The organism is Pseudomonas sp. NyZ201 (genome assembly GCF_049860765.1).
Classification (GTDB): Bacteria; Pseudomonadota; Gammaproteobacteria; order Pseudomonadales; family Pseudomonadaceae; genus Aquipseudomonas; species Aquipseudomonas bharatica.
In genome coordinates, this window is the sequence record NZ_CP187557.1 from 189590 (window position 1) to 210323 (window position 20734).

Sequence of the window (20734 nt, forward strand, 5' to 3'; positions counted from 1 at the left end):
CCTTGGGCGGGGTTTTGCTTTATGCGATCTGCCAAAAGGAGCCTGAACGGATCATGAGCACCAAACCTTCCCTTACCCTCACCCGCCTGGACGTGCAGCGTCTGGAGCGCCTGATCGACAGCCTCGACGAGAACGCGCCGGGCGTCCTGGCCCTGCAGGGCGAGCTGGATCGCGCTGCTCAGGTGGTGGGCCACGATGAGGTGCCGGCAGGTGTGGTGACCATGAATTCCCGCGTGCATTGCCGCGAGGAAGCCAGCGGCAAGGACTATCACCTGACCCTGGTCTACCCGCAGGACGCCGGCAAGGAAGGCAACGTGTCGATCCTCGCGCCAATCGGCTGCGCGCTGCTCGGCCTGTCGGTGGGCGAGCAGATCGACTGGCCGGCGCCCGGCGGCAAGACCCTCAAGCTCAAGCTGCTGGAAGTCGAATACCAGCCGGAAGCGGCGGGCGACTTCGATCTCTGATCAGACCGCCGCCAGGGCCTGGTTGAGCAGGCGCTCCAGTTCCTGCTTGTAGCGCAGGTACAGGATGCTCGAACCCTGGCCGTCGGCAAGCAGGTCGGACAGATCCAGGTCGGTGATGTAGCAGCGATAGCGCTGCGCATCGCGGCGCTGCTCGATGATCTCGCGGGCGACCACGGCGTATAGCTGGTCGCCGTGATCCAGCTCGGAAAACTCCTTCTGGTTGCAGTACAGGGTGACGTGCATGGCGTCGTCCGCTGCGGCCTGGATGATTGCCTGTACTTCGTAGTAGGGCAGGTCGAAGGCCAGTTCCGGTGCCTGCCATGGCTCGACCTGCCGCGCTCGGCCGCTGCCCGAGGGCAATATCCGGTAATACAGGGTGTCCAGTGGATGGGCCTGCTGCTCGTCCATCGGCAGCCGCGCATTGCGGCGGAACACCACCGATTGCAGGAAGCGCTGCAACGGCAGGAGCAGGCTGCTTTCATCATGGAAGGGCAGGCGCTGTTGCCACAGGGCGTTGTATTCGTCCAGCACGTAGACGTCCGCCCAGGTGTCCTGCACCCGGTAGAACACCTGCACGCACTGCGGCTGGCCCAGCGGCAGGACCAGCGCCAGGTCGTGCTCCTCCAGCACATTGCCGTCCAGTGCCAACGGGCTGTAGCCGTGGCGTTCTTCGCCGAGGTACGCCAGCAGCGCGGCCTGGCTGTCCACCGAGACCAGGTTCACCCCGCCGGCGAACAGTTCCAGCACGTGGGTATGCTGCTGTACCTGGATCAGGTAGCGGTGGTCCAGGCGCTGGTCGAACAGGGCCTGGGCGGTGACGAACACTTCCTCGACCCGCTGGGCGATGGCCAGGGCGCGGTTGTGGCAGAAACTGCGCACCCGCAGCCTTGGCCGGTGCGGGGCTTCCACGGGGCTGTGGTCGAGGCTGTTGAGGTAGTCGCGCAGGCAGCGCAACAGCGCATGCTCGCCGTCGTAGCGCAGCACCTGGACCTCGTTCCAGCTGTTGAGGGTCACCTGGTCCAGGGTGAGGACCAGGTTTTCCCTGACCCCGGCGTAGCTCAGCGAATCGGTGCGCTCGGTGGTCATCAGGATGTTCAGGTCGCGGTGATGGCGCAGCGGGTCGACGCCTACGTTGACCAGCAGCAGTACCTCGTCGGCCACGCTCGGGCGCAGCAAGCGCGCGTCGCTGACCGTGCTCAATGGCAGCATCACGCTCTGTTGCAGGCTGCCGATCAGGTTGAACAGCTCGTACTCGCTCAGGTCGCTGCTGCCCGGATGCAGGGCCAGGCGCGTGGCGCTGTCGATCACGCCGTTGCGATGGGCCCAGGCCAGCAGGTCGAGAAGGTCGCGGCTGCGCTTGATCGGCATGAACTGCTCCCATTCGTGCACGGCCAGGTTGCCGTTGTACAGGCCCCAATGAGTCTGGCCCGGCTCCTTGCGGTCCGGCGAGTTGACCAGCGTCAGGGTGTCTTCGGCCAGGTCCGGCGCCACGCCCGGGTTGACGAACTCGACCTTGCCGGCGCGACGCTCGAAGGCGGCATACAGGCGCCGGCCGAGGATGTTCAGGTCACGCTGGTCGATGCGCGCGGTAGCGCCGAGATTGCGGGCGAACTGGTCGAGGAAGCGATAGCTGTGGTTCAGCTCGGCGACCAGCACCCGGCGTTCGGCCGCCACCTGGCGCACTTTCCATTGGCTGCGGCTGTCGAGCAGGGCCAACTGGCGTTCGTCCCAGCCCCACTCGTGCGTCAGGCGCTGCAGCAGCTCGCTCTGCCAGTTGGGTTTCTGCCGGGCCATCTGGCTGATCTTGCGGTTGACCTTCAGGTACAGGCTGCGTCGTACCAGCTCCAGGCGCTGGGTTTCGTTGCGCCGTTGCAGGTACTGCTCGATGCGGCGGTAGACCATCATGTACGGGTCCAGCTCGTCGATATCGAGAATGTTGGCGAACACGGCCTGCTTGAAGTGCAGGCTCAGGCAGCGCACGTCGGGGTGTTCGCTGGCGTAGACCTCGGTCAGCAATAGCTTGAGCACCGATTTGTAGGGGGACTCGATCCCCTTGTACAACTGCCACAGCCCGGCGCCGACGAACTCACCGGGCGGGATTTGCGCCAGGTTGCCGAGGTCCAGCACCTCCTCGCTGCGCACGAAGCGCTTGGACAGCAAGGTCTCGGTGTACTGCGCGTAATTGCTTTCCTCATAGACCGGCACCAGCCACCACAGCGGTGTGCGCCCGGCGAGCCAAATCGCGGTGCGGTAGAACTCGTCGAGCAGCAGGTAATGCTGGGTGGTGCCGCAGTTGTCGGAACTCAGGCGGCTGTCGCGCTCGCCGCGCACGAACTGGCCTGGCTCGATCAGGAACAGGTGCGCCTCGGCACCCTGGCTGGCGGCCCAGGCTTCCAGCAGCTGGCATTTCCTGCGCAGCTCGGCCAGGGCCGCCTCGTCCGCATCGGCCGCGTGGCAGACCCAGATATCCATGTCGCTCTGTTCGGCCTGGGCCAGGGTGCCCAGGCTGCCCATCAGGAACAGGCCGTGGATCGGCTGTTGCCGTTCACCACGCCTGGCCTTGTAGGAAAACGATCGGGTCAGGCGCTGGGCCTCGGCCAGCACCTGCGGGCCCGGCTCGTAGGCGGAGACACCGGCCGGGGTGTTGCCGGACACATAGCCCGGCAACAGCGGATGATTGACGTGAAAGAACAGCGGCAACAGGGTCAGCACCTGTTGCTGGCGGCTGGACAGCCCTTCCATGGCCCGGGTCAGGCGACCCTGGTTGAGGTCCATGAAGCGCTTGCGCAACTGGCCGAGGACCTTGCGGTCGATACCCTGGTCGAGATCAGGGCGGATTTCGTGAGGAAGATTCATCGCAAGCTCAAACCAGCCGTCGTGGAGGCAGGGGCGAGTTTAGCCGCTGTCGGAGTAGAGCGATAAGCGCTATTTGATTTTTGACGTCAGTTTTCCAGCGCCGTTTGTCGGCGCCGCCGAATCTGTCGTGGCAAGCCCGTTGCAAAGGCGACGGGCTTGGCCGTTGGCGGGCTGTATCAGGCGGGCTCGGCGACGTTCAGGATGGTCAGCAGTTGCTGGGTGGCTTCCGCAGCATCATGGCCAAGCTGCGTCAGGTAGCCGCCGTCGGGCTGGTCGATCAGCTTCTTTTCATAAAGGCGTTTTGCCGCGGCAATGGTTTGCGGGGCGGCAGTGGCATGGACCTTGAGTCCTTCCTGAGTGCTGTCCAGGTTGAACAGCGCGAGAATTTCCAGTTCGGCAACCAGCTCGGGGGTGAACGACATAGATACTCCGACTTCAAGAAAAGGAGGGCGGCACCTCTGCGGATGCCTGGTCTTGCAGTGTAGTCGCCTTGCCTGGGTTTGCCTTATTCCTTCTCGGGCGGCAGCTCCGGCAGGGCGCGCAACGCGGTTTCGTACCACTCGGCGTTGAACGGGCGGTCTTCGCCGAGCATGGCATCGATCTCTATCGCCAGCACGTGGGCCATCAGGTTGAGGATGTCATCGCGCTCATAGCCCACCAGGGTCAGCTTGTTGAACACGGCCTGGGCGGCCGGCGGCTCGCCGCTTTCAAGCTGGTTTTCAATGGCCTGGATCAGGGTCGATTCGGCGAAGGCTTCATCGTCGTCGTGGTCGATCTCGTGGTCGCTCATGGTGTGCTCCTTGGGACAAGGGAGCCAGTGTGCCACGGCCTTGCCGGCAATGCCGGGGTATCTGCCGTCCGCATGATGCTGGTCAGTCGCCTGGCGTTGCGGCTATAACAGCGCGGCCAACCCCTTACGGCCTGGAGGCTGTTCCTCATGCTCAAGCTTCATGGATTCGCGGTCAGCAACTACTACAACATGGTCAAACTGGCGCTGCTGGAAAAAGGCCTGCCCTTCGAGGAAGTGCTGTTCTTCGGCGGCCAGGTTCCTGATTCGCTGAAGATCAGCCCGCGCGGCAAGGTCCCGGTGCTTGAGACCGAACAGGGTTTCCTCAGCGAGACCGACATCATCCTCGACTACATCGAGCAGACCCAAGGCGGCAAGCCGCTGCTGCCGGCCGAGCCTTTCGCCCGGGCCAAGGTCTGGGAGCTGGTCAAGGAAATCGAGCTGTACATCGAGTTGACCGCCCGCGTGTTCTACCCGCAGTCCTTCTTTGGCGCCGAAGTACCGGAACCGCTCAAGGCCAAGGCCTGGCCGGAGCTGCTGGCTGGGCTGGCAACCCTCAAGCGCAATGGGGTGTTCGCGCCTTATGTGGCAGGTGAACGCTTCACCGTGGCGGACCTGTATTTCTTCTTCAGCGTCGATCTGGCCCGGGCGGTGGGCAGGAAGGTATACGGCGTGGATGTACTGGCAGACTTCCCGCAGGCGGTAGCGCTGCTGGAACTGATCGGGCAGAACCCGCACGTGGCGGCGATCAATGAAGCGAAGGCGGCGATGTTCCCGACCTTCCTGGAGAAGGTGGTGAAGGCGCGTAGTCAGCAATAACGCAGTGGATGGCTTGACGCAAACCAATGTGGGAGCGGGTTCACCCGCGATTACAGTAGTGAATCCAGCACTGTAATCGCGGGTGAACCCGCTCCCACATTGGTTCGCGCCAGCCTTCAGGGCTTAGCGGCTGGCCAGCAGGGCCTTGCCGCGTGCTACCGCAGCGCGAACCTGCGCCGGAGCGGTCCCACCAATGTGGTTGCGCGCGTTGACCGAACCTTCCAGGGTCAGCACGGCGAACACGTCCTGATCGATCTGGTCGCTGAACTGGCGCAGTTCTTCCAGGCTCATCTCGGCCAGGTCCTTGCCGGTGTCCACGCCATATTTCACCGCGTGGCCGACGATCTCGTGGCAGTCACGGAACGGCAGGCCGCGGCGCACCAGGTAGTCGGCCAGGTCGGTGGCGGTGGAGAAGCCGCGCAGGGCCGCTTCGCGCATCACCGCATGACGCGGTTTGATCGCCGGGATCATGTCGGCGAATGCGCGCAACGAGTCGCGCAGGGTGTCGGCGGCGTCGAACAGCGGTTCCTTGTCTTCCTGGTTGTCCTTGTTATAGGCCAGTGGCTGGCCCTTCATCAGGGTCAGCAGGCCGGTCAGGGCACCGAACACCCGGCCGGTCTTGCCGCGTACCAACTCCGGCACGTCCGGGTTCTTCTTCTGCGGCATGATCGAGCTGCCGGTGCAGAACCGGTCAGGCAGGTCGATGAACTGGAACTGCGCGCTGGTCCACAGCACCAGCTCTTCGGAGAAGCGCGACAGGTGCATCATCGCCACGCTGGCCGCCGCGCAGAACTCGATGGCGAAATCGCGATCGGAGACGCCGTCCAGCGAGTTGCCGGCCACGGCTTCGAAGCCCAGCAACTGGCAGGTCAGCTCGCGGTCGATGGGGTAGGTGGTGCCGGCCAGGGCGGCGCTGCCCAGGGGCATGCGGTTGGTACGCTTGCGGCAGTCCACCAGGCGCTCGTAGTCACGGCTGAGCATTTCGAACCAGGCCAGCAGGTGGTGGCCGAAGGTGACCGGCTGGGCAGTCTGCAGGTGGGTGAAGCCGGGCATGACGGTTTCCGCCTCGCGCTCGGCCTGTTCCAGCAGGCCCTGCTGCAGGCGGGTGATCTCGCCGAGGATCAGGTCGATCTCGTCACGCAGCCACAGGCGGATGTCGGTGGCCACCTGGTCGTTGCGGCTACGGCCGGTGTGCAGTTTCTTGCCGGTGATGCCGATGCGGTCGGTCAGGCGTGCCTCGATGTTCATGTGCACGTCTTCCAGGTCGACGCGCCAGTCGAAGTTACCGGCCTCGATCTCGGACTGGATGGTCTTCAGGCCGTCGATGATGCTGTCGCGCTCGGCGTCGGTGAGCACGCCGACCTTCGCCAGCATGGTGGCGTGGGCGATCGAACCCATGATGTCGTGGCGGTACAGGCGCTGGTCGAAGGTGACGGAGGCGGTGAAGCGGGCGACGAAGGCGTCGACGGGTTCACTGAAGCGGCCGCCCCAGGACTGGTTGGTCTTGTCAGTGCTCATGGATTCGCTCGTTGAAGGCGTGAACGGGAAAAAGTGTGCGGATGATAACAGGGTTGCCGGCCGCCACGGGGCTCGGCGGTCGGTACAAGTGCGGGTTTATGTCGCGCTGGCAGGGGATATTCAACGATTGAACGGCAGTGTTGCGGCAACCGTCTACAGTTGGACAGAGGATCGGCATTGTTTGCTGTCGACCAGTGAATCTTTAGCCATCGTGCGAGTCAGAGCGTGGGTCGCCGTGACGGCCTGTCACCGTGATTGTCCACGTATGCCTTGTGCGAGACTCACGCAGGAATCCAGCGCAATATGAATGTCCTGATCGTTGATGACGAACCCCAAGCCCGCGAACGCCTGAGCCGCCTGCTCGGCGAACTGGAGGGCTATACCGTGCTGGAGCCCAGCGCCACCAATGGCGAAGAGGCTTTGGCGCTGATCGATAGCCACAAGCCCGACGTGGTCCTGCTCGACATCCGCATGCCCGGCATGGACGGCCTGCAGGTCGCCGCCCGCCTGTGCGAGCGCGAAGCCCCGCCGGCACTGGTGTTCTGCACCGCCGAAGATGAGTTCACCCTCGAGGCGTTCAAGGACAGCACCCTCGGCTACGTCTTGAAGCCGGTGCAGAGCGATGCCCTGCACGATGCCCTGCGCAAGGCCGAGCGCCCCAACCGCACGCAGCTTGCGGCCCTGACCCGCCCGGCCGGAGACAGCGGCAGCGCTCCGCGCAGCCACATCAGCGCGCGGACCCGCAAGGGCATCGAGCTGATTCCCCTGGACCAGGTGATCTACTTCATCGCCGACCACAAGTACGTCACCTTGCGCCATGAACACGGCGAGGTCCTTCTGGATGAGCCGCTGAAGGCGCTGGAGGACGAATTCGGCGAGCGCTTCGTGCGCATCCACCGCAATGCCCTGGTCGCGCGCGATCGCATCGAACGCCTGCAACGCACGCCCCTCGGGCATTTCCAGCTGTTTCTCAAGGGTTTGAATGGCGATGCGCTGATCGTCAGCCGCCGGCATGTGGCCGGCGTCCGCAAAATGATGCAGCAGCTTTAGGGCGGGGATGGAGCGATCGCGGCCACGGACGGTCACTTCTTTGCTGACATGGATCTGCAAGGGACTTTGATCTAGCTGTTATCATCCGGCGAATCTATCTCGTACGGATCGTTCCATGTCCACTCGCGAAATCCGCATTGCCACCCGCAAAAGCGCCCTTGCCCTGTGGCAGGCCGAATATGTCAAAGCCCGTCTGGAACAGGCGCATCCCGGCCTGGTCGTGACCCTGGTGCCGATGGTCAGTCGCGGCGACAAGCTGCTCGACTCGCCGTTGTCGAAGATCGGCGGCAAGGGCCTGTTCGTCAAGGAGCTGGAAACCGCGCTGCTCGAACAGCAGGCGGATATCGCCGTGCACTCGATGAAGGACGTGCCGATGGACTTCCCCGAGGGCCTCGGCCTGTTCTGCATCTGCGAACGTGAAGACCCGCGCGACGCCTTTGTTTCCAATACCTTCTCCAGCCTCGATGCGCTGCCGGCCGGCAGCATCGTCGGCACTTCCAGCCTGCGCCGCCAGGCCCAGTTGCTGGCCCGCCGCCCTGACCTGCAGATCCGTTTCCTGCGCGGCAACGTCAACACCCGCCTGGCCAAGCTGGACGCCGGTGAATACGACGCCATCATTCTTGCGGCTGCCGGGCTGATCCGCCTTGGTTTCGAAGACCGCATCACCGACACCATCAGCGTCGATGACAGCCTGCCTGCAGGCGGCCAGGGAGCGGTCGGTATCGAATGCCGCAGCGCCGACAGCGAAATCCATGCGCTGCTGGCGCCACTCCATCACGCCGACACTGCCGACCGCGTCAATGCCGAGCGGGCACTCAACAAGCATCTCAACGGCGGCTGCCAGGTGCCGATCGCCTGCTACGCCGTGCTCGAAGGTGACCAACTGTGGCTGCGCGGCCTGGTGGGCGAGCCGGCTGGCGGTGCGCTGCTGAACGCGCAAGGCCGCGCCCCCCGTGGCGATGCCGAAAACCTTGGCGTACAGGTCGCCGAAGCGCTGCTGGCCCAGGGCGCTGGTGACATTCTCAAGGCCGTCTATGGCGAGGCCGGTCACCCGTGACCGCCTGGCGGCTGCTGCTGACCCGGCCGGGCGAAGATTGCGCGGCCCTGGCCGCCACCCTGGATGCCGCCGGTGTGTACGGCAGTTGCATGCCTTTGCTCGACATCCAGCCGCTGGCGGTTTCGGAGAAGCAGCGGGCGCTGGTGCGCAACCTTGATCGCTACCGTGCGGTTATCGTGGTGAGCAAGCCGGCAGCCCGCCTGGGGTTGGCGCTGTGTGCCGAGCACTGGTCCTCGTTGCCGCCGCTGGCCTGGTTCACCGTCGGCGCGGCGACCGCCGCAGTGCTTGAAGAGCAGGGGCTGGAGGTGCATTACCCGCAAGGCGCCGACGACAGCGAAGCGCTGCTGCGCCTGCCTCGCCTGCAGGCGGCCCTGGCCTGCGCAACGCCGCGAGTGCTGATCATGCGTGGAGAGGACGGCCGCGAACTGCTGGCCAGCCAGTTGACTGCGCAGGGCGCGCATGTCGACTATCTGCCGCTGTACCGTCGCGGGCTCCCCGACTACCCTGCCAATGCCCTGGTGCAGCGGATCGCAGCGGAACGCCTGAACGGGGTGGTGGTCAGCAGTGGACAGGGCTTCGAACACCTGTGCGCGCTTGCTGCGCAGGATTGGCCGCGTCTGGCGCGGCTGCCCTTGTTCGTGCCGAGCCCGCGGGTCGCGCAGATCGCCCGCCAGGCCGGTGCGCAGAATGTGGTGGATTGCCGTGGCGCCGGTGCCGCGGCTTTGCTGGCGGCGCTGCAGGAAACCCCTGCACCCGCTTCCTGAGGCGCTAAGCTGAGGCGACGCGCCTGAAAACAAAGGATGGATACGTGAGCGAAACAGCCTTGCCCAACGAAGAACAGCAAACGACGTCCGAGGCTTCGACGAATCCTGCGCCTGCGTCTTCCGGGCGTTCCGGAAACGGTCTGGCGATCCTCGCCCTGCTGCTCGGCGCCGCAGGTGTGGCAGCCGGTGGCTGGGGGCTGTGGCAGGTGCGGCACCTGCAGCAGGTGAACCAGGACCAGGTCGAGCAGGTTCGCCAGCTCAACCAGCAAAGCGAGGCCTTGCAAGCCCGCGAGCAGCAGCTATCGGCGCAGCTCGACAGCCTGCCGCCGGCCAGCGAGCTGGAGGACCGCCGCCGCCTGGTCGCGCAACTGCAGGGCGACCAGCAACGCCTGAGCCAGCGCCTGGAAACGGTACTGGGCGCCAGCCGCAAGGACTGGCGCCTGGCCGAGGCCGAACACTTGCTGCGGCTGGCCAGCCTGCGCCTGTCAGCCTTGCAGGACATCGCCAGCGCCCGGGCGCTGGTGGAAGGTGCCGACCAGATCCTGCGCGAGCAGAGCGACCCGGCTTCCTTCGCGGCCCGCGAGCAATTGGCCCGCAGTCTTGCCGCCTTGAACAGCGTGCAGCAACCGGACCGCACCGGGCTGTTCCTCAAGCTTGCCGCGCTGCGTGAACAGGTCGTGCAGCTCAATGCGCTGGCGCCGGAATTCAAGAACGATGGCGAACCCCTGTTCGGCCTGGGGGCCGGCGCCGACAGTGACAGTCGGTGGGCGCAGTGGTGGGCGCAGATCTCGCGTTATTTCCGTATCGATTTCAACGCCGATGACAACATTCGTCCGTTGCTCGCCGGACAGGCCCTTGCCCAGGTGCGCCTGGCCCTGAGCCTGGCCCTGGAACAGGCGCAGTGGGCAGCGTTGAACGGCGAGGCCAAGGTCTACGGCCAGGCCTTGGATGAGGCGCGCAGCGTGTTGCTGGGCAGCTTCAACAAGGACAACGAACAGAGCCGCCTGATGCTGGACCAGCTCAACGCGCTGGTGAAGGAACCGGTGACCGTGGTCACGCCGGACCTGGCTGAAAGCCTGGCCGCCGTCCAGGCCTATCTCGAGCGCCGGCATCTGCCCGCCGAGGAAGCGATCCTGCGCCAGCCGGGTGAAAAAGCCGGGGAGGCGACGCCATGAAACGCGCCTACATCCTGGTGATCGTGGCGATTGTCGTCGCGACCCTGCTGGGTATCGCCGTAGCCAGGCACACAGGCTACGTGCTGATCGCCTATGACGGTTTCCGCTATGAATCGAGCCTGTGGGCGACCCTGGCGCTGCTGGCAGCCGTGGTTCTGGTCCTGTGGTTGCTCAAGCTGCTTATCGGTCTGGTGCTGACCTCTACCGGTGTGGTCAATCCATGGTCGCGGCGCAACCGCAGCCGGCGTACCCGGCTCGCCATCGAACAGGGCCAGCTGGACCTGGCCGAGGGGCGCTGGGCCAGCGCCCAGCGGCATCTGCATCGTGCCGCCGAGGCCGAGCGCCAACCGCTGCTGTACTACCTCGGCGCGGCCCGTGCGGCCAACGAGCTGGGGCGCACCGAAGACAGCGACAGCCTGCTGGAACGGGCGCTGGAGCGTCAGCCACAGGCGGAACTGGCGATCGCCCTGACTCATGCGCAGTTGCAGGTCGATCGCGGCGACACCGATGCCGCTCTTGAAACCCTGCAGGCCATGCACGAGCGTCACCCGCACAATGTGCAGGTCCTGAGGCAGTTGCAGCGTCTGTATCAGCAGCGTGGCGACTGGTCGGCACTGATCCGCCTGATGCCGGAACTGCGCAAGGACAAGGTGCTTTCGGCCAAGGAACTTGCGGAACTGGAGCGCCGGGCCTGGGGGCAGAACCTTTCCCTGGCGGCCCAGCGCGAGGACGACGGCCAGGCCGCGCGACAGTCGCTGGAGCGCGCCTGGCAGCAACTGACCAACGCCCAGCGGCAAGAGCCGCAGTTGGTCCTGGCCTATGCCGAGCAGCTTCGTCAACTTGGCGCGGAAAACGAGGCGGAGGAAATCCTTCGCACTGCCCTCAAGCGCGATTATGAGACTCATCTGGCGCGCCTGTACGGGCTGGTGCGCGGCAGCGACCCGGCGAAGCAATTGCAGACCGCCGAAGGCTGGCTCAAGGCCCATCCGCAGGATCCCGGCCTGCTGCTGACCCTTGGGCGGCTTAGCCTGCAGAATCGCTTGTGGGGCAAGGCGCGGGATTATCTCGAAGACAGCCTGCGCCTGCAGCGCAACCCGGAAGCCTGCGCCGAACTGGCTCGCCTGCTCGCCGGCCTGGGTGACAACGAGCGCAGCAACCAGCTGTTCCAGGAAGGACTTGGTCTGCTCGACGAACGCCTGCTTGCCCTGCCACTGCCTGACCCGGTGCGGGCTTGACAGCGATCACGGGCTGATCGCCAGGGTCAGCCCGTGAAAAGGCTCTAGTAGAGGCTTCTTAGCAGGTTTGTGGATTTTTCCTACTGATTTAGGCGAATTTTCCATTAAAAATCAGAGACTTGTCCCTTTAGTCGCTTCTTGAAACAACGAGGCGCTTTCCTCTACCGTTGCCAAATGTCTTTTCTGCCCTGGTCCTGTCATGCCTCTGGCTTGTCTGCGCTCCTTCTTCTTCCCGGCATTCCTGGCGTCCCTTCTGGTTCTGTGTGGCTCGTTCTACCTTGAGCTCGGCCTGGGGCTGGCGGCATGTCCGCTGTGCCTGGGGCAACGTTTCCTGCTGGCGACGTTCTCGCTGACCTGCCTGGTGGCGATGCTGCGCGCGCCCGGGCGTGTCGCAGCACGCATCTGGCTATGGGCCTGCCTGGCGCAATCCCTGGCCGGCAGTGCCCTGGCGGCACGGCATGTATGGCTGCAAGGGCTGTTTCCATCACCCGAGATCCCATGCGAGCAGAGCCTGGCCTACCTTCTCGAACAGGGAACAGCCAGCCAATGGCTGCATGCCCTGGTGCTGGGGTCGGCCGAATGCGTGCCGATCACCTGGAGTTTCTTCAGCCTGAGCGTGCCGGAATGGAGCCTGCTGGCGTTCGTTGGCCTGGCGGTGGCCGTGCTGATTCGCTTGCTGCCGCAACGCCGGCTGAACCTGGCCGATTCCGCGGGGTCATGAAAGGGTTGGTCGTCATTTCAAAAGGCCGGCGGCGATGGGTCGCAGGATCAAACACTTGTATGAAACTAGTCGACTGCGTACCTTGAAGCCAAGGGCGTGCGGGAATAATCTCCCTGCACGCATACCGAAAACACTGCTGCTCAATGCCGTTCTGCCGTTGTTCCTTTTTCATCGCGACTTGCGATATCGGGGCGCAGGGGGCACGACCCTTAAGGGATGAGACCGCCATGTTAGATAGTTGTCAGAATGCTCAGGAACGCTGGGGTGGGGTTCACAAGCTCATTGACCGCTGGCTGCAGGAGCGAAAGGAGCTGGTCACTGCGTTCCGCGAATTGCGCGATGCCAAACCGGCATTTGCCGACAAGTCACTCAATGGCCGGTTCTGCGAGATCCTCGTGGATTATGTCTCGGCCTGGCACTTTGAAATCTGGGAACAGTTGATCAGCGAAGCCAAGGCTTTCGGTGACGATAGCGGCGTGCTCAAGGCGCAGGGGATCGATGAGTTCATCCGTCTCAGCACTGAACAGGCGCTGCAGTTCAATGATCATTGCAGCAAAGGCGAATGTACCGATCCCGAGCATTTCGCCGAAGAGTTGAAGAAACTGGGCAGCAAGTTGCGTGAGCGCTTCGAACTTGAAGATGGCCTCATCGACGCGTTGCACACGGCGCACAAGGAAAACGCAGCAGCGCTTGCCTGACGCCGGGCCCTGTAACGTTGCCGACGCTCAGTCGGCAACGTCGAGCAATTCGATCTCGAATACCAGTGGCGTGTAGGGGGCGATCAGGTCGCCTGCACCATCGGCGCCATAAGCCTGCCCGGACGGGATCACCAGGCGGTATTTCGAGCCCGCCGCCATCTCCGGCAGCGCCGCCTGCCAACCCGCGATCACGCTGTCCAGGTTGAACCACTGGGGCTGGTCGTTCTGGTCGAAGACCGTGCCGTCCGGCAATCTCCCTACATAACGCACCTTGACCTTGCCGCCCGCTTTCGGCTTGGCGCCCGTGCCTTGCTGCAACAGGCTCATCAGTACGCCATCGCTCAATTCACGCACGCCGGCACGGCCGCGTTCGTTGGCGATAAAGCGTCGCTCCGCAGCCAGTGCCTGTTCGACATGGGACTGTGCGGCCGCATCGTTGGCCTGTTGGTCATGTTGGGCGAGGATGGCATCGATACGTGCCTGGGGCAGGGCAAGTGGCTTGTTCTGGTAAGCCTGCTGCAACCCTTCGATCAGGGCCTGGAGCTGCAGCCCGGGGACTTCCGCACGCAAGCGTTCGCCAAGGCTGGCGCCGAGGCTGTAGGCCAGATCATGATCCGATGCAGCGGCGGATTGTTCCGCATGGGCCGGGGGCAGCAGGAAGAATAACGACAGCAGCAAATAGCGCGGCACGGGCTGGCTCCGAAGATGAAAAAAGAAGAGTTGCAGCGGGTTTGATTATGCCTGTTCGCCGAGGCAAGTTAGTTAATTGTCTGCATTCTGTAACGCAGCAACTACACTTGCCCCCAGCGGCAGCTTCGACAACTTTGCCCAGGCATGCAACGCGGCGACTTCTTTACTGTCAACATGCCCTAGCGGCGATAGCAGCACAGGTCTAGTATGAGCCGCAATTTCGTCAGCCAGGAGGAAAGCCATGTCGGCCAACAAGAAGCCAGTCAACACGCCGTTGCACCTGCTGCAACAACTCTCGGGCAGCCTGCTCGAGCATTTGGAAGATGCCTGCTCGCAAGCGCTGGCCGATGCGGAAAAACTGCTCGCCAAGTTGGAAAAACAACGTGGCAAGGCTCAGGAGAAATTGCACAAGTCGCGCCTGAAACTTCAGGACGTTGCCGCCTCGGGTAAAGCCAAGGCGCAGGACAAGGCAAAAACCGCGGTTGGCGAACTGGAAGCACTGCTCGATTCTTTGAAAGATCGCCAGACCCAGACCCGTACTTATATTGTGCAACTGAAAAAAGATGCCCAGGAAAGCCTGAAAATTGCCCAGGGCGTCGGCAAGGTTCGTGAAGCTGCGGCCAAGGCCCTGTCCTCTCGCGTTCCGGCTAAACCTGCTGCTGCCAAGGCCGCCGCGAAACCGGCCGCCAAGCCTGCTGCCGCCAAGGCGCCGGCCAAACCTGCCGCCAAGGCTGCTGCTGCCAAGGCTCCGGCCAAGCCAGCCGCGAAGGCTGTTGCTGCCAAGGCTCCAGCCAAGCCAGCCGCGAAACCAGCTGCTGCCAAGCCTGCTGCCGCCAAGCCTGCAGCAAAAACCGCCGCCGCCAAAGCCCCAGCCAAGCCAGCCGCGAAACCAGTAGCTGCCAAGCCTGCTGCCAAAGCCGCTACCGCCAAACCCGCCGCGAAAACCGCTGCAGCCAAGGCACCCGCCAAGCCAGCCGCGAAGCCTGCTGCTACCAAGCCAGCAGCGGCCAAGCCGGCCAGCACTGCTGCTAAAGCTCCAGCCAAAGCTGCTGCCAAGCCTGCCGCTGCGAAACCCGCTGCCAAGCCAGTTGCTGCCAAACCGGCGGCCAAGCCTGCTGCTGCGAAACCAGCCGCCAAGCCCGCCGCCAAGCCTGCTGCGACCAAGGCACCTGCCAAACCTGCAGCAGCCAAGCCAGCGGCAAAACCTGCCGCCGCCAAACCCGCTGCGGCCAAGCCCGCTACTCCGGCTGCCACTCCGGCACCAACGCCTGCTGCTTCGCCAGCGCCGGCGGCAACGCCTGCTGCTGCCACCCCAAGCACTCAGACGCCGTCTTCGGCTTCCTGAGTGGTTCCCGTCGCGACGCGCAGCACACGCAGCGCGTCGTGATCGCGGGAGGCTGCCGGCGCCAGCCGGGCCAGCCAGCTTTCCGACGGGGCTTCGGCTCCGTTCGGCCAGCCACTGCACATGTCTTGCAGGCGTTGCAGTTGCAGGCGTTCCGCATCCAGTTCAAGTGCCTTCAATCGTTCACGCAGGGCCGCCAGTTGCGCATCCTTCAGCGCGTCGGCGCGCCATTGCTGGCGCAGTGCGCGTAACGGTCGGACCACATCGGTTTGCCAAGGCCTGGCCAGTTGCCGAAGCCCTTCAACACGCTCGTCGCTGAGCGCCACACAGCGCTGTTCCAGCCAGGCGCCGCAGAGCAGCAGGCAGACATCGGCGCCCAATGCCTGCAATTCCAGGCAGGCTGTTTCCACGCCAGGACGGGCATAAAGCCCGACGGCGAAATCCCACAGGTCGGTGTGCATATTCCTGCTCGCGCCAGTTGCCAGCGAAGCTGGTAGACTCCGCCGCCATTATGATCAGACTTTCGAACCTCACTTTACAGCGTGGTCCGCAACGCCTGCTAGAAGGCGCCGAGTTGACCCTGCACGCCGGCCAGAAAGCCGGCCTGATCGGTGCCAATGGCGCCGGCAAATCCAGCCTGTTCGCCTTGCTTCGCGGCGAACTGACCCCGGACTCGGGTGACTGCCAGCTGCCCGGCGACTGGCGCATCGCCCATATGCGCCAGGAGGTCGACACCCTCGATCGCCTGGCCGTGGACTATGTGCTTGACGGCGATATTCGCCTGCGCAAGGTGCAGGACGAGCTGGCCGCTGCCGAAGCCGCGCACGATAACGCCGCGCTGGCGCGCCTGCATGTCGAACTCGACAGCGCCGACGGCTATACCGCCGACGCCCGCGCGCGCAAGTTGCTGGCCGGCCTGGGCTTCAGCAACGAACAGATGGATCGTCGTGTCGGTGACTTCTCCGGTGGCTGGCGGATGCGCCTGAACCTGGCCCAGGCACTGATGTGCCCCTCCGACCTGCTGCTGCTCGACGAACCGACCAACCACCTGGATCTCGATGCGATCCTCTGGCTGGAAGACTGGCTCAAGGGGTACCCCGGCACGCTGTTGCTGATTTCCCACGACCGGGACTTCCTCGATGCCGTGGTCGATCACGTCGCCCATGTCGAACAGTGCAAGCTGACGCTCTATCGCGGCGGCTACACGGCGTTCGAGCGAGCCCGGGCCGAGCGCCTGGCGCAGCAGCAACAGGCCTACGAGAAGCAGCAGGCCCAGCGCGCGCACATGGAAAAGTACATCGCCCGCTTCAAGGCCCAGGCCACCAAGGCCCGCCAGGCGCAGAGCCGGATCAAGGCGCTGGAACGCATGGAGGAGCTGACCGCCGCCCATGTCGATTCGCCGTTCGACTTCGTTTTCCGTGAATCGCAGAAGATCTCCAGCCCGTTGCTCGACCTGTCCGAAGCCCGCCTGGGTTACGGCGAGAAGACCGTGCTGGAAAAGGTCAAGCTGCAACTGGTGCCTGGTGCCCGGATCGGCCTGCTTGGCCCCAACGGCGCGGGTAAATCGACGCTGATCAAGAACCTCTCCGGCGAGCTGCAGCCGCTGGCCGGGCGCCTGGTTCGCGGCGAGAACACCGCGGTTGGCTACTTCGCCCAGCACCAGCTCGACTCGCTGGACAGCAAGGCCAGCCCGCTCCTGCATCTGCAACGCCTGGCGCCCAGCGAGCGCGAGCAGACCCTGCGCGATTTCCTCGGCGGCTTCGACTTCCGTGGCGATCGCTGCGACGAACCGGTGGTCAATTTCTCCGGTGGCGAAAAGGCCCGCCTGGCCCTGGCGTTGATCGCCTGGGAGCGGCCGAACCTGTTGCTGCTCGACGAACCGACCAACCACCTGGACCTGGAAATGCGCCTGGCGCTGACCATGGCCCTGCAGGAATTCAGCGGCGCCGTGGTGGTGGTTTCCCACGATCGTCATCTGCTCAAGAGCACCACCGACGAGTTCCTCCTGGTCGCCAATGGCAAGGTCAGCGAGTTCGAGGGCGACCTCGACGACTACGCCCGCTGGCTGGTCGATTATCGTCAGCGCAACGCACCGGTCAGCAACACTCCGGTCAACCCGGACAAGACCGACAAGAAGGCCCAGCGCCAGGCCGCTGCAGCCCTGCGCCAGCAACTGGCACCGCACAAGCGTCAGGCCGACAAGCTGGAAGCCGAGTTGAGCAAGCTGCACGCAGACCTCGCGAAGGTCGAGGCGAGCCTCGGTGACAGTGGCGTCTACGAGGCGGCGCGCAAGGATGAGCTGCGCGACCTGCTGGCACGTCAGGCGCAACTGAAAACCCGCGAAGCGGAACTGGAAGAAGCCTGGATGGAAGCGCTGGAAGTGCTGGAGACCATGCAGGCGGAGCTGGAGGCATTGTCCTGATGGAGTCGTTGCGGCAGATGATCCCGGTGGAATGGCTCGGGCCGTTCTGGATGGGCCTGCAGATACTGCTGATCCTGGTGGTGGCCTTCGTTCTGCAACGCCTGGTGGCGCGCAGCCTCAAGACCCTGGGCGAACGCTACCCGCTGCCGCCGCAACTGATGATGCCGCTGCGTGGCGGCCTGCGCTGGCTGATCATGGGCAGCGCGGTGCTGTTCGTGCTGGAGCGCCTGGGTGTGTCCGCTACCGTGTTGTGGACCGCCCTGTCGGGGTTCGTCGCGGTGGCAGCGGTGGCCTTCTTCGCGATCTGGAGCGTGCTTTCCAATCTGCTCTGCGCGGTGCTGATTTTCACCGTCGGACCGTTCCGCATCGGTGACGTGGTGGAACTGGTCGATACCACCGACAAGCCCGGCATCAAGGGCCGGGTCACGGCGATCAACCTGCTGTTCACCACCCTGGTGGAAATGCCGGAAACCGGCGGCGCGCTGGTGCAGGTGCCGAACAGCCAGTTCTTCCAGAAATCCGTGCGCCGCTGGCGTGGTAGCGATGGGCTGCCGCTGGTGGGCGAAGACAAGTCCCTCGGCAAGTGATGGTTCCCTGAAAACTTTTGTGGTGATTTTCCTTCAGGCGGATTAGCGTTGAGCCCTTGAACCGACTTATTGGCCGAGGTGTGAGATGTCGCTGGAAACGTGGTTGGCCTTTTTCGCCGCCTGCTGGGTAATCAGCCTGTCGCCGGGTGCCGGGGCCATCGCCTCGATGTCCTGTGGCCTGCAATACGGATTCTGGCGCGGGTACTGGAATGCCCTGGGCCTGCAACTGGGCCTGATCCTGCAGATCGCGATCATCGCTGCCGGGGTAGGCGCGGTGCTGGCGGCTTCGGCGACGGCCTTCCAGGTGATCAAGTGGTTCGGGGTGGCCTACCTGGTCTATCTCGCGGTCAAGCAATGGCGGGCGCTGCCGGCCGACCTGTCCGATGAATCCGCAGTGCGCCCGATCGGCAGGCCGCTGAGCCTTGTATTCCGCGGGTTCCTGGTCAATGTCAGCAACCCGAAGGCGCTGGTGTTCATGCTGGCGGTGCTGCCGCAGTTCATCAATCCGCATGAAGCGCTGCTGCCGCAGTACGTGATGATCACGGTGACCATGATCAGTGTGGATCTGCTGGTGATGGCCGGTTACACCGGGCTGGCGTCGAAAGTGCTGCGCCTGCTGCGCACGCCGAAACAGCAGCGGCGGATGAACCGCACCTTTGCCGGGTTGTTCCTGGGGGCGGCGACCTTGCTGGCCACGATTCGCCGGGCGCCGGTCTGAGAACGACGCTTACCCTGTGGGAGCGGGTTCACCCGCGATGCGGTGGTGAATTCACTGACGCAATCGCGGGTGAACCCGCTCCCACAGAGGCCACATTTCAGCGCAGGATCTTCGCCGGCTCATCAGGCGGCAGGTTGTTGCGCGGATAAGGGCGACCTTCCGCCCCCGGCACCTGCCCACCCAACTGCTCCGCCATCTGCCGGGCTACGTCCACGCCCAGTTCCTTCGACACTTCCCGCACCACTCTTGGCCGGTTCAGGCTGACCTTGATATCCCGCGAGCCCACCAGCTTGGTGTCCTGCCCCTCGCCCATGGCAGTGAATGCCGAGGTGATTTCGTAGGTGCGTGTATTGATCAGGCTGAAGTCCGCCACCAGCGTCAGGCCCAGCACCGCCGAATAGCTGCTGGTGTGGTCGAGGGCATTGATGTCGCGCTGGAAGTCGATGTCCGAGAGGGTACCGAACAGCACGTAGTCGGCACCCTTGAAATCACCGGCCTTGATGCGCTTGATGATGTCGTAGACATCGGTCTTGCTGCCGGTGATGTACGGCTTGCCCTGGACCAGCTGGAACATCCCGGACTTGAGGATCTCGCCCTTGATGTCGCCGCTGAACTTGCGCAGTTCGGTCTGCTCGATGTAGCTGTCGCTGCTCTCGAACTCGGCGTAGCTCGACGCGCTGCTGGCGTGGTACGGGCTGGCCGATGAATTGCTCTGCGCGGCGACGATGTGGATGTACTGCTCCACCCGTTCCTGGTACGCGAGGTCGGTCACCGCCACCCTGGGGGCCGCTTGCACGCCGAAGGCGCAAGCCAGGCCGAGGATTCCCATCCATGCACGCATTGCTTAGCGCTCCGTTGTCTTGCGGATTTCTTTTTCGTCCATCCATTCGGCCAGGCCGCTTTCGACATCGACCAGTTGCAGGCTGAACTTGTAGAACACGTCCTTGTAATCGCTGCTGCGCTTGACGATCGAGCTGATCGAACCTTCCAGGCGGTACTTGGCGGCGATCATGTTGCCGGTCTTGGCGACGGTGCTTTTCTTGTACAGGCCGCTCTGGTTCTGCAGCTTGAGCTGGTCGACCTGGCTGTCCATCTGGTTGTTGTCGCTGGCGAAGCGGGCGGTGCCGGACTTCATCAGCTGGGTCTTGATCGACGTAGTGATCTCGCGGGTATCGATGTACTCGCTGGTCTTGTTCTTCACATCGTAGACCTGCACCACCGGGCGGCCGTGCAGCACGCCGGACTGGGCCAGCGAGCGGGTCATGCTCTCGGCGATCATCTGCAGGTCGGTGGAGCCGAACTCGTTGGTCACCAGTTCGACGGCCTTGCTGTCGCCGTAGCTGATGTTCTTGCCGCCCAGTACCGGGGACGGGCTGGAGCAGCCGCTGGCCAGGGCGACGACGGCAGCGAGCAGGGAAATCTGGATGAACTTCATGGAAAACTCCTGGAAAGAATTACTGCGACTGGACTTCAAGACGGAAATCGGTGGCCTGTGGCACCGGTGCGATGGCGGGCAGCACGGTGGACTGCGAGCCATAAAGGGTCACGGTCTTCCAGCTCTCCTCATCGGCTACCGGGAAGCCGTCGTTGCCCAGCCAGGCGAAGCGATAGAAGAGTGTCCTGTTGCTGCCACTGGTGTTGTTCAGCGCTACCTTGACGGTAAGGAAGCCGTTCTCGCGCGCGACCCGCATCGGGCCGGTCTCGATGTTCTTCAGCTTGCCCATCACCGCGACCTTGCTGGCAGCGCTGCCGGGTGCGGGTGGCGGCGGGGTGGCGCAGCCGGCCAGGAGGGCGGCGGCGAGGGCGAGGGACAGTTTGAATCGCATGACGA

22 protein-coding genes are annotated in these 20734 nt (G+C 64.1%); 13 read left to right on the plus strand and 9 right to left on the minus strand.

Going from position 1 to position 20734, the window contains the following annotated elements; genetic code table 11:
* Positions 1-53: 53 nt before the first annotated feature.
* Entirely contained in the window at positions 54-464 is a 411-nt protein-coding gene (rnk, locus tag ACPFMA_RS00810; RefSeq protein WP_009395703.1) for a nucleoside diphosphate kinase regulator, read from the plus strand.
* Here rnk and ACPFMA_RS00815 read toward each other — a convergent pair whose 3' ends face one another.
* From ACPFMA_RS00815 to ACPFMA_RS00825, 3 genes are all read right to left on the minus strand, one after another.
* A complete protein-coding gene (locus tag ACPFMA_RS00815) occupies positions 465-3320 on the minus strand; it encodes a class I adenylate cyclase (protein ID WP_420057745.1) in 2856 nt (951 codons plus the stop codon).
* Positions 3321-3496: 176 nt separating this feature from the next.
* Entirely contained in the window at positions 3497-3742 is a 246-nt protein-coding gene (locus ACPFMA_RS00820) for a TIGR02647 family protein (RefSeq protein ID WP_009395701.1), read from the minus strand.
* 83 nt (positions 3743-3825) lie between these two features.
* Entirely contained in the window at positions 3826-4110 is a 285-nt protein-coding gene (locus ACPFMA_RS00825) for a hypothetical protein (protein WP_009395700.1), read from the minus strand.
* Positions 4111-4257: 147 nt separating this feature from the next.
* On the opposite strand from ACPFMA_RS00825, the gene ACPFMA_RS00830 reads away from it, so the two are divergent.
* Positions 4258-4926, plus strand: coding sequence for a glutathione S-transferase family protein (locus tag ACPFMA_RS00830; protein ID WP_425929512.1), 669 nt, complete (start codon positions 4258-4260; stop codon positions 4924-4926).
* A gap of 123 nt (positions 4927-5049) precedes the next feature.
* Here the strand turns inward: ACPFMA_RS00830 and argH are convergent, their stop codons facing one another.
* Positions 5050-6444 carry an argininosuccinate lyase gene (gene argH, locus ACPFMA_RS00835; RefSeq protein WP_009395695.1) on the minus strand — a complete coding sequence of 465 codons (1395 nt, stop codon included), beginning with the start codon at positions 6442-6444 and terminating at the stop codon, positions 5050-5052.
* A gap of 303 nt (positions 6445-6747) precedes the next feature.
* On the opposite strand from argH, the gene ACPFMA_RS00840 reads away from it, so the two are divergent.
* From ACPFMA_RS00840 to ACPFMA_RS00870, 7 genes are all read left to right on the plus strand, one after another.
* Positions 6748-7494, plus strand: a complete 747-nt coding sequence (locus ACPFMA_RS00840; protein ID WP_009395694.1) for a LytR/AlgR family response regulator transcription factor — start codon at positions 6748-6750, stop codon at positions 7492-7494.
* A 115-nt stretch (positions 7495-7609) separates the two neighbouring features.
* Complete coding sequence (gene hemC, locus ACPFMA_RS00845) at positions 7610-8551, plus strand: hydroxymethylbilane synthase (RefSeq protein ID WP_425929513.1); 942 nt, start codon at positions 7610-7612, stop codon at positions 8549-8551.
* The gene (locus ACPFMA_RS00850) at positions 8548-9315 is read left to right on the plus strand and encodes a uroporphyrinogen-III synthase (RefSeq protein ID WP_425929514.1); all 768 of its coding nucleotides are present in this window, start codon (positions 8548-8550) and stop codon (positions 9313-9315) included. The genes hemC and ACPFMA_RS00850 overlap by 4 nt, the downstream gene beginning before the upstream one ends.
* Before the next feature lie 44 nt (positions 9316-9359).
* Entirely contained in the window at positions 9360-10490 is a 1131-nt protein-coding gene (locus tag ACPFMA_RS00855) for a uroporphyrinogen-III C-methyltransferase (RefSeq protein WP_064301082.1), read from the plus strand.
* Positions 10487-11725 carry a heme biosynthesis HemY N-terminal domain-containing protein gene (locus ACPFMA_RS00860; RefSeq protein ID WP_425929515.1) on the plus strand — a complete coding sequence of 413 codons (1239 nt, stop codon included), beginning with the start codon at positions 10487-10489 and terminating at the stop codon, positions 11723-11725. Before ACPFMA_RS00855 ends, ACPFMA_RS00860 begins: the two co-directional genes overlap by 4 nt.
* 199 nt (positions 11726-11924) lie before the next feature.
* Positions 11925-12446: a disulfide bond formation protein B gene (locus ACPFMA_RS00865; protein WP_064301084.1), complete on the plus strand. Its 522-nt coding sequence runs from the start codon at positions 11925-11927 to the stop codon at positions 12444-12446.
* 227 nt (positions 12447-12673) lie between these two features.
* Complete coding sequence (locus ACPFMA_RS00870) at positions 12674-13144, plus strand: Rsd/AlgQ family anti-sigma factor (protein ID WP_037058943.1); 471 nt, start codon at positions 12674-12676, stop codon at positions 13142-13144.
* Between the two features lie 27 nt (positions 13145-13171).
* Here the strand turns inward: ACPFMA_RS00870 and ACPFMA_RS00875 are convergent, their stop codons facing one another.
* Positions 13172-13834, minus strand: coding sequence for an FKBP-type peptidyl-prolyl cis-trans isomerase (locus ACPFMA_RS00875; RefSeq protein ID WP_420057752.1), 663 nt, complete (start codon positions 13832-13834; stop codon positions 13172-13174).
* A gap of 241 nt (positions 13835-14075) precedes the next feature.
* Here ACPFMA_RS00875 and ACPFMA_RS00880 point away from each other — a divergent pair, with 241 nt between their 5' ends.
* Positions 14076-15179: an AlgP family protein gene (locus ACPFMA_RS00880; RefSeq protein ID WP_425929516.1), complete on the plus strand. Its 1104-nt coding sequence runs from the start codon at positions 14076-14078 to the stop codon at positions 15177-15179.
* On the opposite strand, the gene ACPFMA_RS00885 is transcribed toward ACPFMA_RS00880, so the two are convergent.
* Positions 15155-15637 (minus strand): TIGR02444 family protein, encoded by a 483-nt coding sequence (locus ACPFMA_RS00885; RefSeq protein ID WP_064301087.1) that lies wholly within the window; start codon positions 15635-15637, stop codon positions 15155-15157. The two genes, ACPFMA_RS00880 and ACPFMA_RS00885, sit on opposite strands and share 25 nt — an antisense overlap.
* Before the next feature lie 50 nt (positions 15638-15687).
* On the opposite strand from ACPFMA_RS00885, the gene ACPFMA_RS00890 reads away from it, so the two are divergent.
* The 3 genes from ACPFMA_RS00890 to ACPFMA_RS00900 all read left to right on the plus strand — a co-directional run bounded on the left by ACPFMA_RS00890 (position 15688) and on the right by ACPFMA_RS00900 (position 18903).
* Complete coding sequence (locus tag ACPFMA_RS00890; RefSeq protein WP_425929517.1) at positions 15688-17598, plus strand: ATP-binding cassette domain-containing protein; 1911 nt, start codon at positions 15688-15690, stop codon at positions 17596-17598.
* Complete coding sequence (locus ACPFMA_RS00895; protein ID WP_009395675.1) at positions 17598-18185, plus strand: mechanosensitive ion channel family protein; 588 nt, start codon at positions 17598-17600, stop codon at positions 18183-18185. Before ACPFMA_RS00890 ends, ACPFMA_RS00895 begins: the two co-directional genes overlap by 1 nt.
* 85 nt (positions 18186-18270) lie before the next feature.
* Positions 18271-18903 (plus strand): LysE family transporter, encoded by a 633-nt coding sequence (locus ACPFMA_RS00900; RefSeq protein ID WP_064301089.1) that lies wholly within the window; start codon positions 18271-18273, stop codon positions 18901-18903.
* A gap of 97 nt (positions 18904-19000) precedes the next feature.
* Here the strand turns inward: ACPFMA_RS00900 and ACPFMA_RS00905 are convergent, their stop codons facing one another.
* From ACPFMA_RS00905 to ACPFMA_RS00915, 3 genes are read right to left on the minus strand one after another with little or no spacing between them, the layout of a single operon-like run.
* Complete coding sequence (locus ACPFMA_RS00905) at positions 19001-19744, minus strand: hypothetical protein (RefSeq protein ID WP_064301090.1); 744 nt, start codon at positions 19742-19744, stop codon at positions 19001-19003.
* Between the two features lie 3 nt (positions 19745-19747).
* Positions 19748-20338 (minus strand): penicillin-binding protein activator LpoB, encoded by a 591-nt coding sequence (gene lpoB, locus ACPFMA_RS00910; protein WP_009395671.1) that lies wholly within the window; start codon positions 20336-20338, stop codon positions 19748-19750.
* A gap of 19 nt (positions 20339-20357) precedes the next feature.
* The gene (locus ACPFMA_RS00915) at positions 20358-20729 is read right to left on the minus strand and encodes a YcfL family protein (RefSeq protein WP_009395670.1); all 372 of its coding nucleotides are present in this window, start codon (positions 20727-20729) and stop codon (positions 20358-20360) included.
* Positions 20730-20734: the final 5 nt, after the last annotated feature.

Excerpts from the sequence above, each read along its gene's own strand:
- ACPFMA_RS00900 (WP_064301089.1), top strand. The coding sequence starts at position 18,271 with ATGTCGCTGGAAACGTGGTTGGCCTTTTTCGCCGCCTGCTGGGTAATC.
- ACPFMA_RS00815 (WP_420057745.1), bottom strand. The coding sequence starts at position 3,320 with ATGAATCTTCCTCACGAAATCCGCCCTGATCTCGACCAGGGTATCGAC.
- ACPFMA_RS00870 (WP_037058943.1), top strand. The coding sequence starts at position 12,674 with ATGTTAGATAGTTGTCAGAATGCTCAGGAACGCTGGGGTGGGGTTCAC.
- ACPFMA_RS00890 (WP_425929517.1), top strand. The coding sequence starts at position 15,688 with ATGATCAGACTTTCGAACCTCACTTTACAGCGTGGTCCGCAACGCCTG.
- ACPFMA_RS00830 (WP_425929512.1), top strand. The coding sequence starts at position 4,258 with ATGCTCAAGCTTCATGGATTCGCGGTCAGCAACTACTACAACATGGTC.
- ACPFMA_RS00840 (WP_009395694.1), top strand. The coding sequence starts at position 6,748 with ATGAATGTCCTGATCGTTGATGACGAACCCCAAGCCCGCGAACGCCTG.
- ACPFMA_RS00865 (WP_064301084.1), top strand. The coding sequence starts at position 11,925 with ATGCCTCTGGCTTGTCTGCGCTCCTTCTTCTTCCCGGCATTCCTGGCG.
- ACPFMA_RS00895 (WP_009395675.1), top strand. The coding sequence starts at position 17,598 with ATGGAGTCGTTGCGGCAGATGATCCCGGTGGAATGGCTCGGGCCGTTC.
- ACPFMA_RS00880 (WP_425929516.1), top strand. The coding sequence starts at position 14,076 with ATGTCGGCCAACAAGAAGCCAGTCAACACGCCGTTGCACCTGCTGCAA.
- ACPFMA_RS00820 (WP_009395701.1), bottom strand. The coding sequence starts at position 3,742 with ATGTCGTTCACCCCCGAGCTGGTTGCCGAACTGGAAATTCTCGCGCTG.
- lpoB (WP_009395671.1), bottom strand. The coding sequence starts at position 20,338 with ATGAAGTTCATCCAGATTTCCCTGCTCGCTGCCGTCGTCGCCCTGGCC.
- rnk (WP_009395703.1), top strand. The coding sequence starts at position 54 with ATGAGCACCAAACCTTCCCTTACCCTCACCCGCCTGGACGTGCAGCGT.
- ACPFMA_RS00825 (WP_009395700.1), bottom strand. The coding sequence starts at position 4,110 with ATGAGCGACCACGAGATCGACCACGACGACGATGAAGCCTTCGCCGAA.
- ACPFMA_RS00860 (WP_425929515.1), top strand. The coding sequence starts at position 10,487 with ATGAAACGCGCCTACATCCTGGTGATCGTGGCGATTGTCGTCGCGACC.
- argH (WP_009395695.1), bottom strand. The coding sequence starts at position 6,444 with ATGAGCACTGACAAGACCAACCAGTCCTGGGGCGGCCGCTTCAGTGAA.
- hemC (WP_425929513.1), top strand. The coding sequence starts at position 7,610 with ATGTCCACTCGCGAAATCCGCATTGCCACCCGCAAAAGCGCCCTTGCC.
- ACPFMA_RS00905 (WP_064301090.1), bottom strand. The coding sequence starts at position 19,744 with ATGCGTGCATGGATGGGAATCCTCGGCCTGGCTTGCGCCTTCGGCGTG.
- ACPFMA_RS00915 (WP_009395670.1), bottom strand. The coding sequence starts at position 20,729 with ATGCGATTCAAACTGTCCCTCGCCCTCGCCGCCGCCCTCCTGGCCGGC.
- ACPFMA_RS00885 (WP_064301087.1), bottom strand. The coding sequence starts at position 15,637 with ATGCACACCGACCTGTGGGATTTCGCCGTCGGGCTTTATGCCCGTCCT.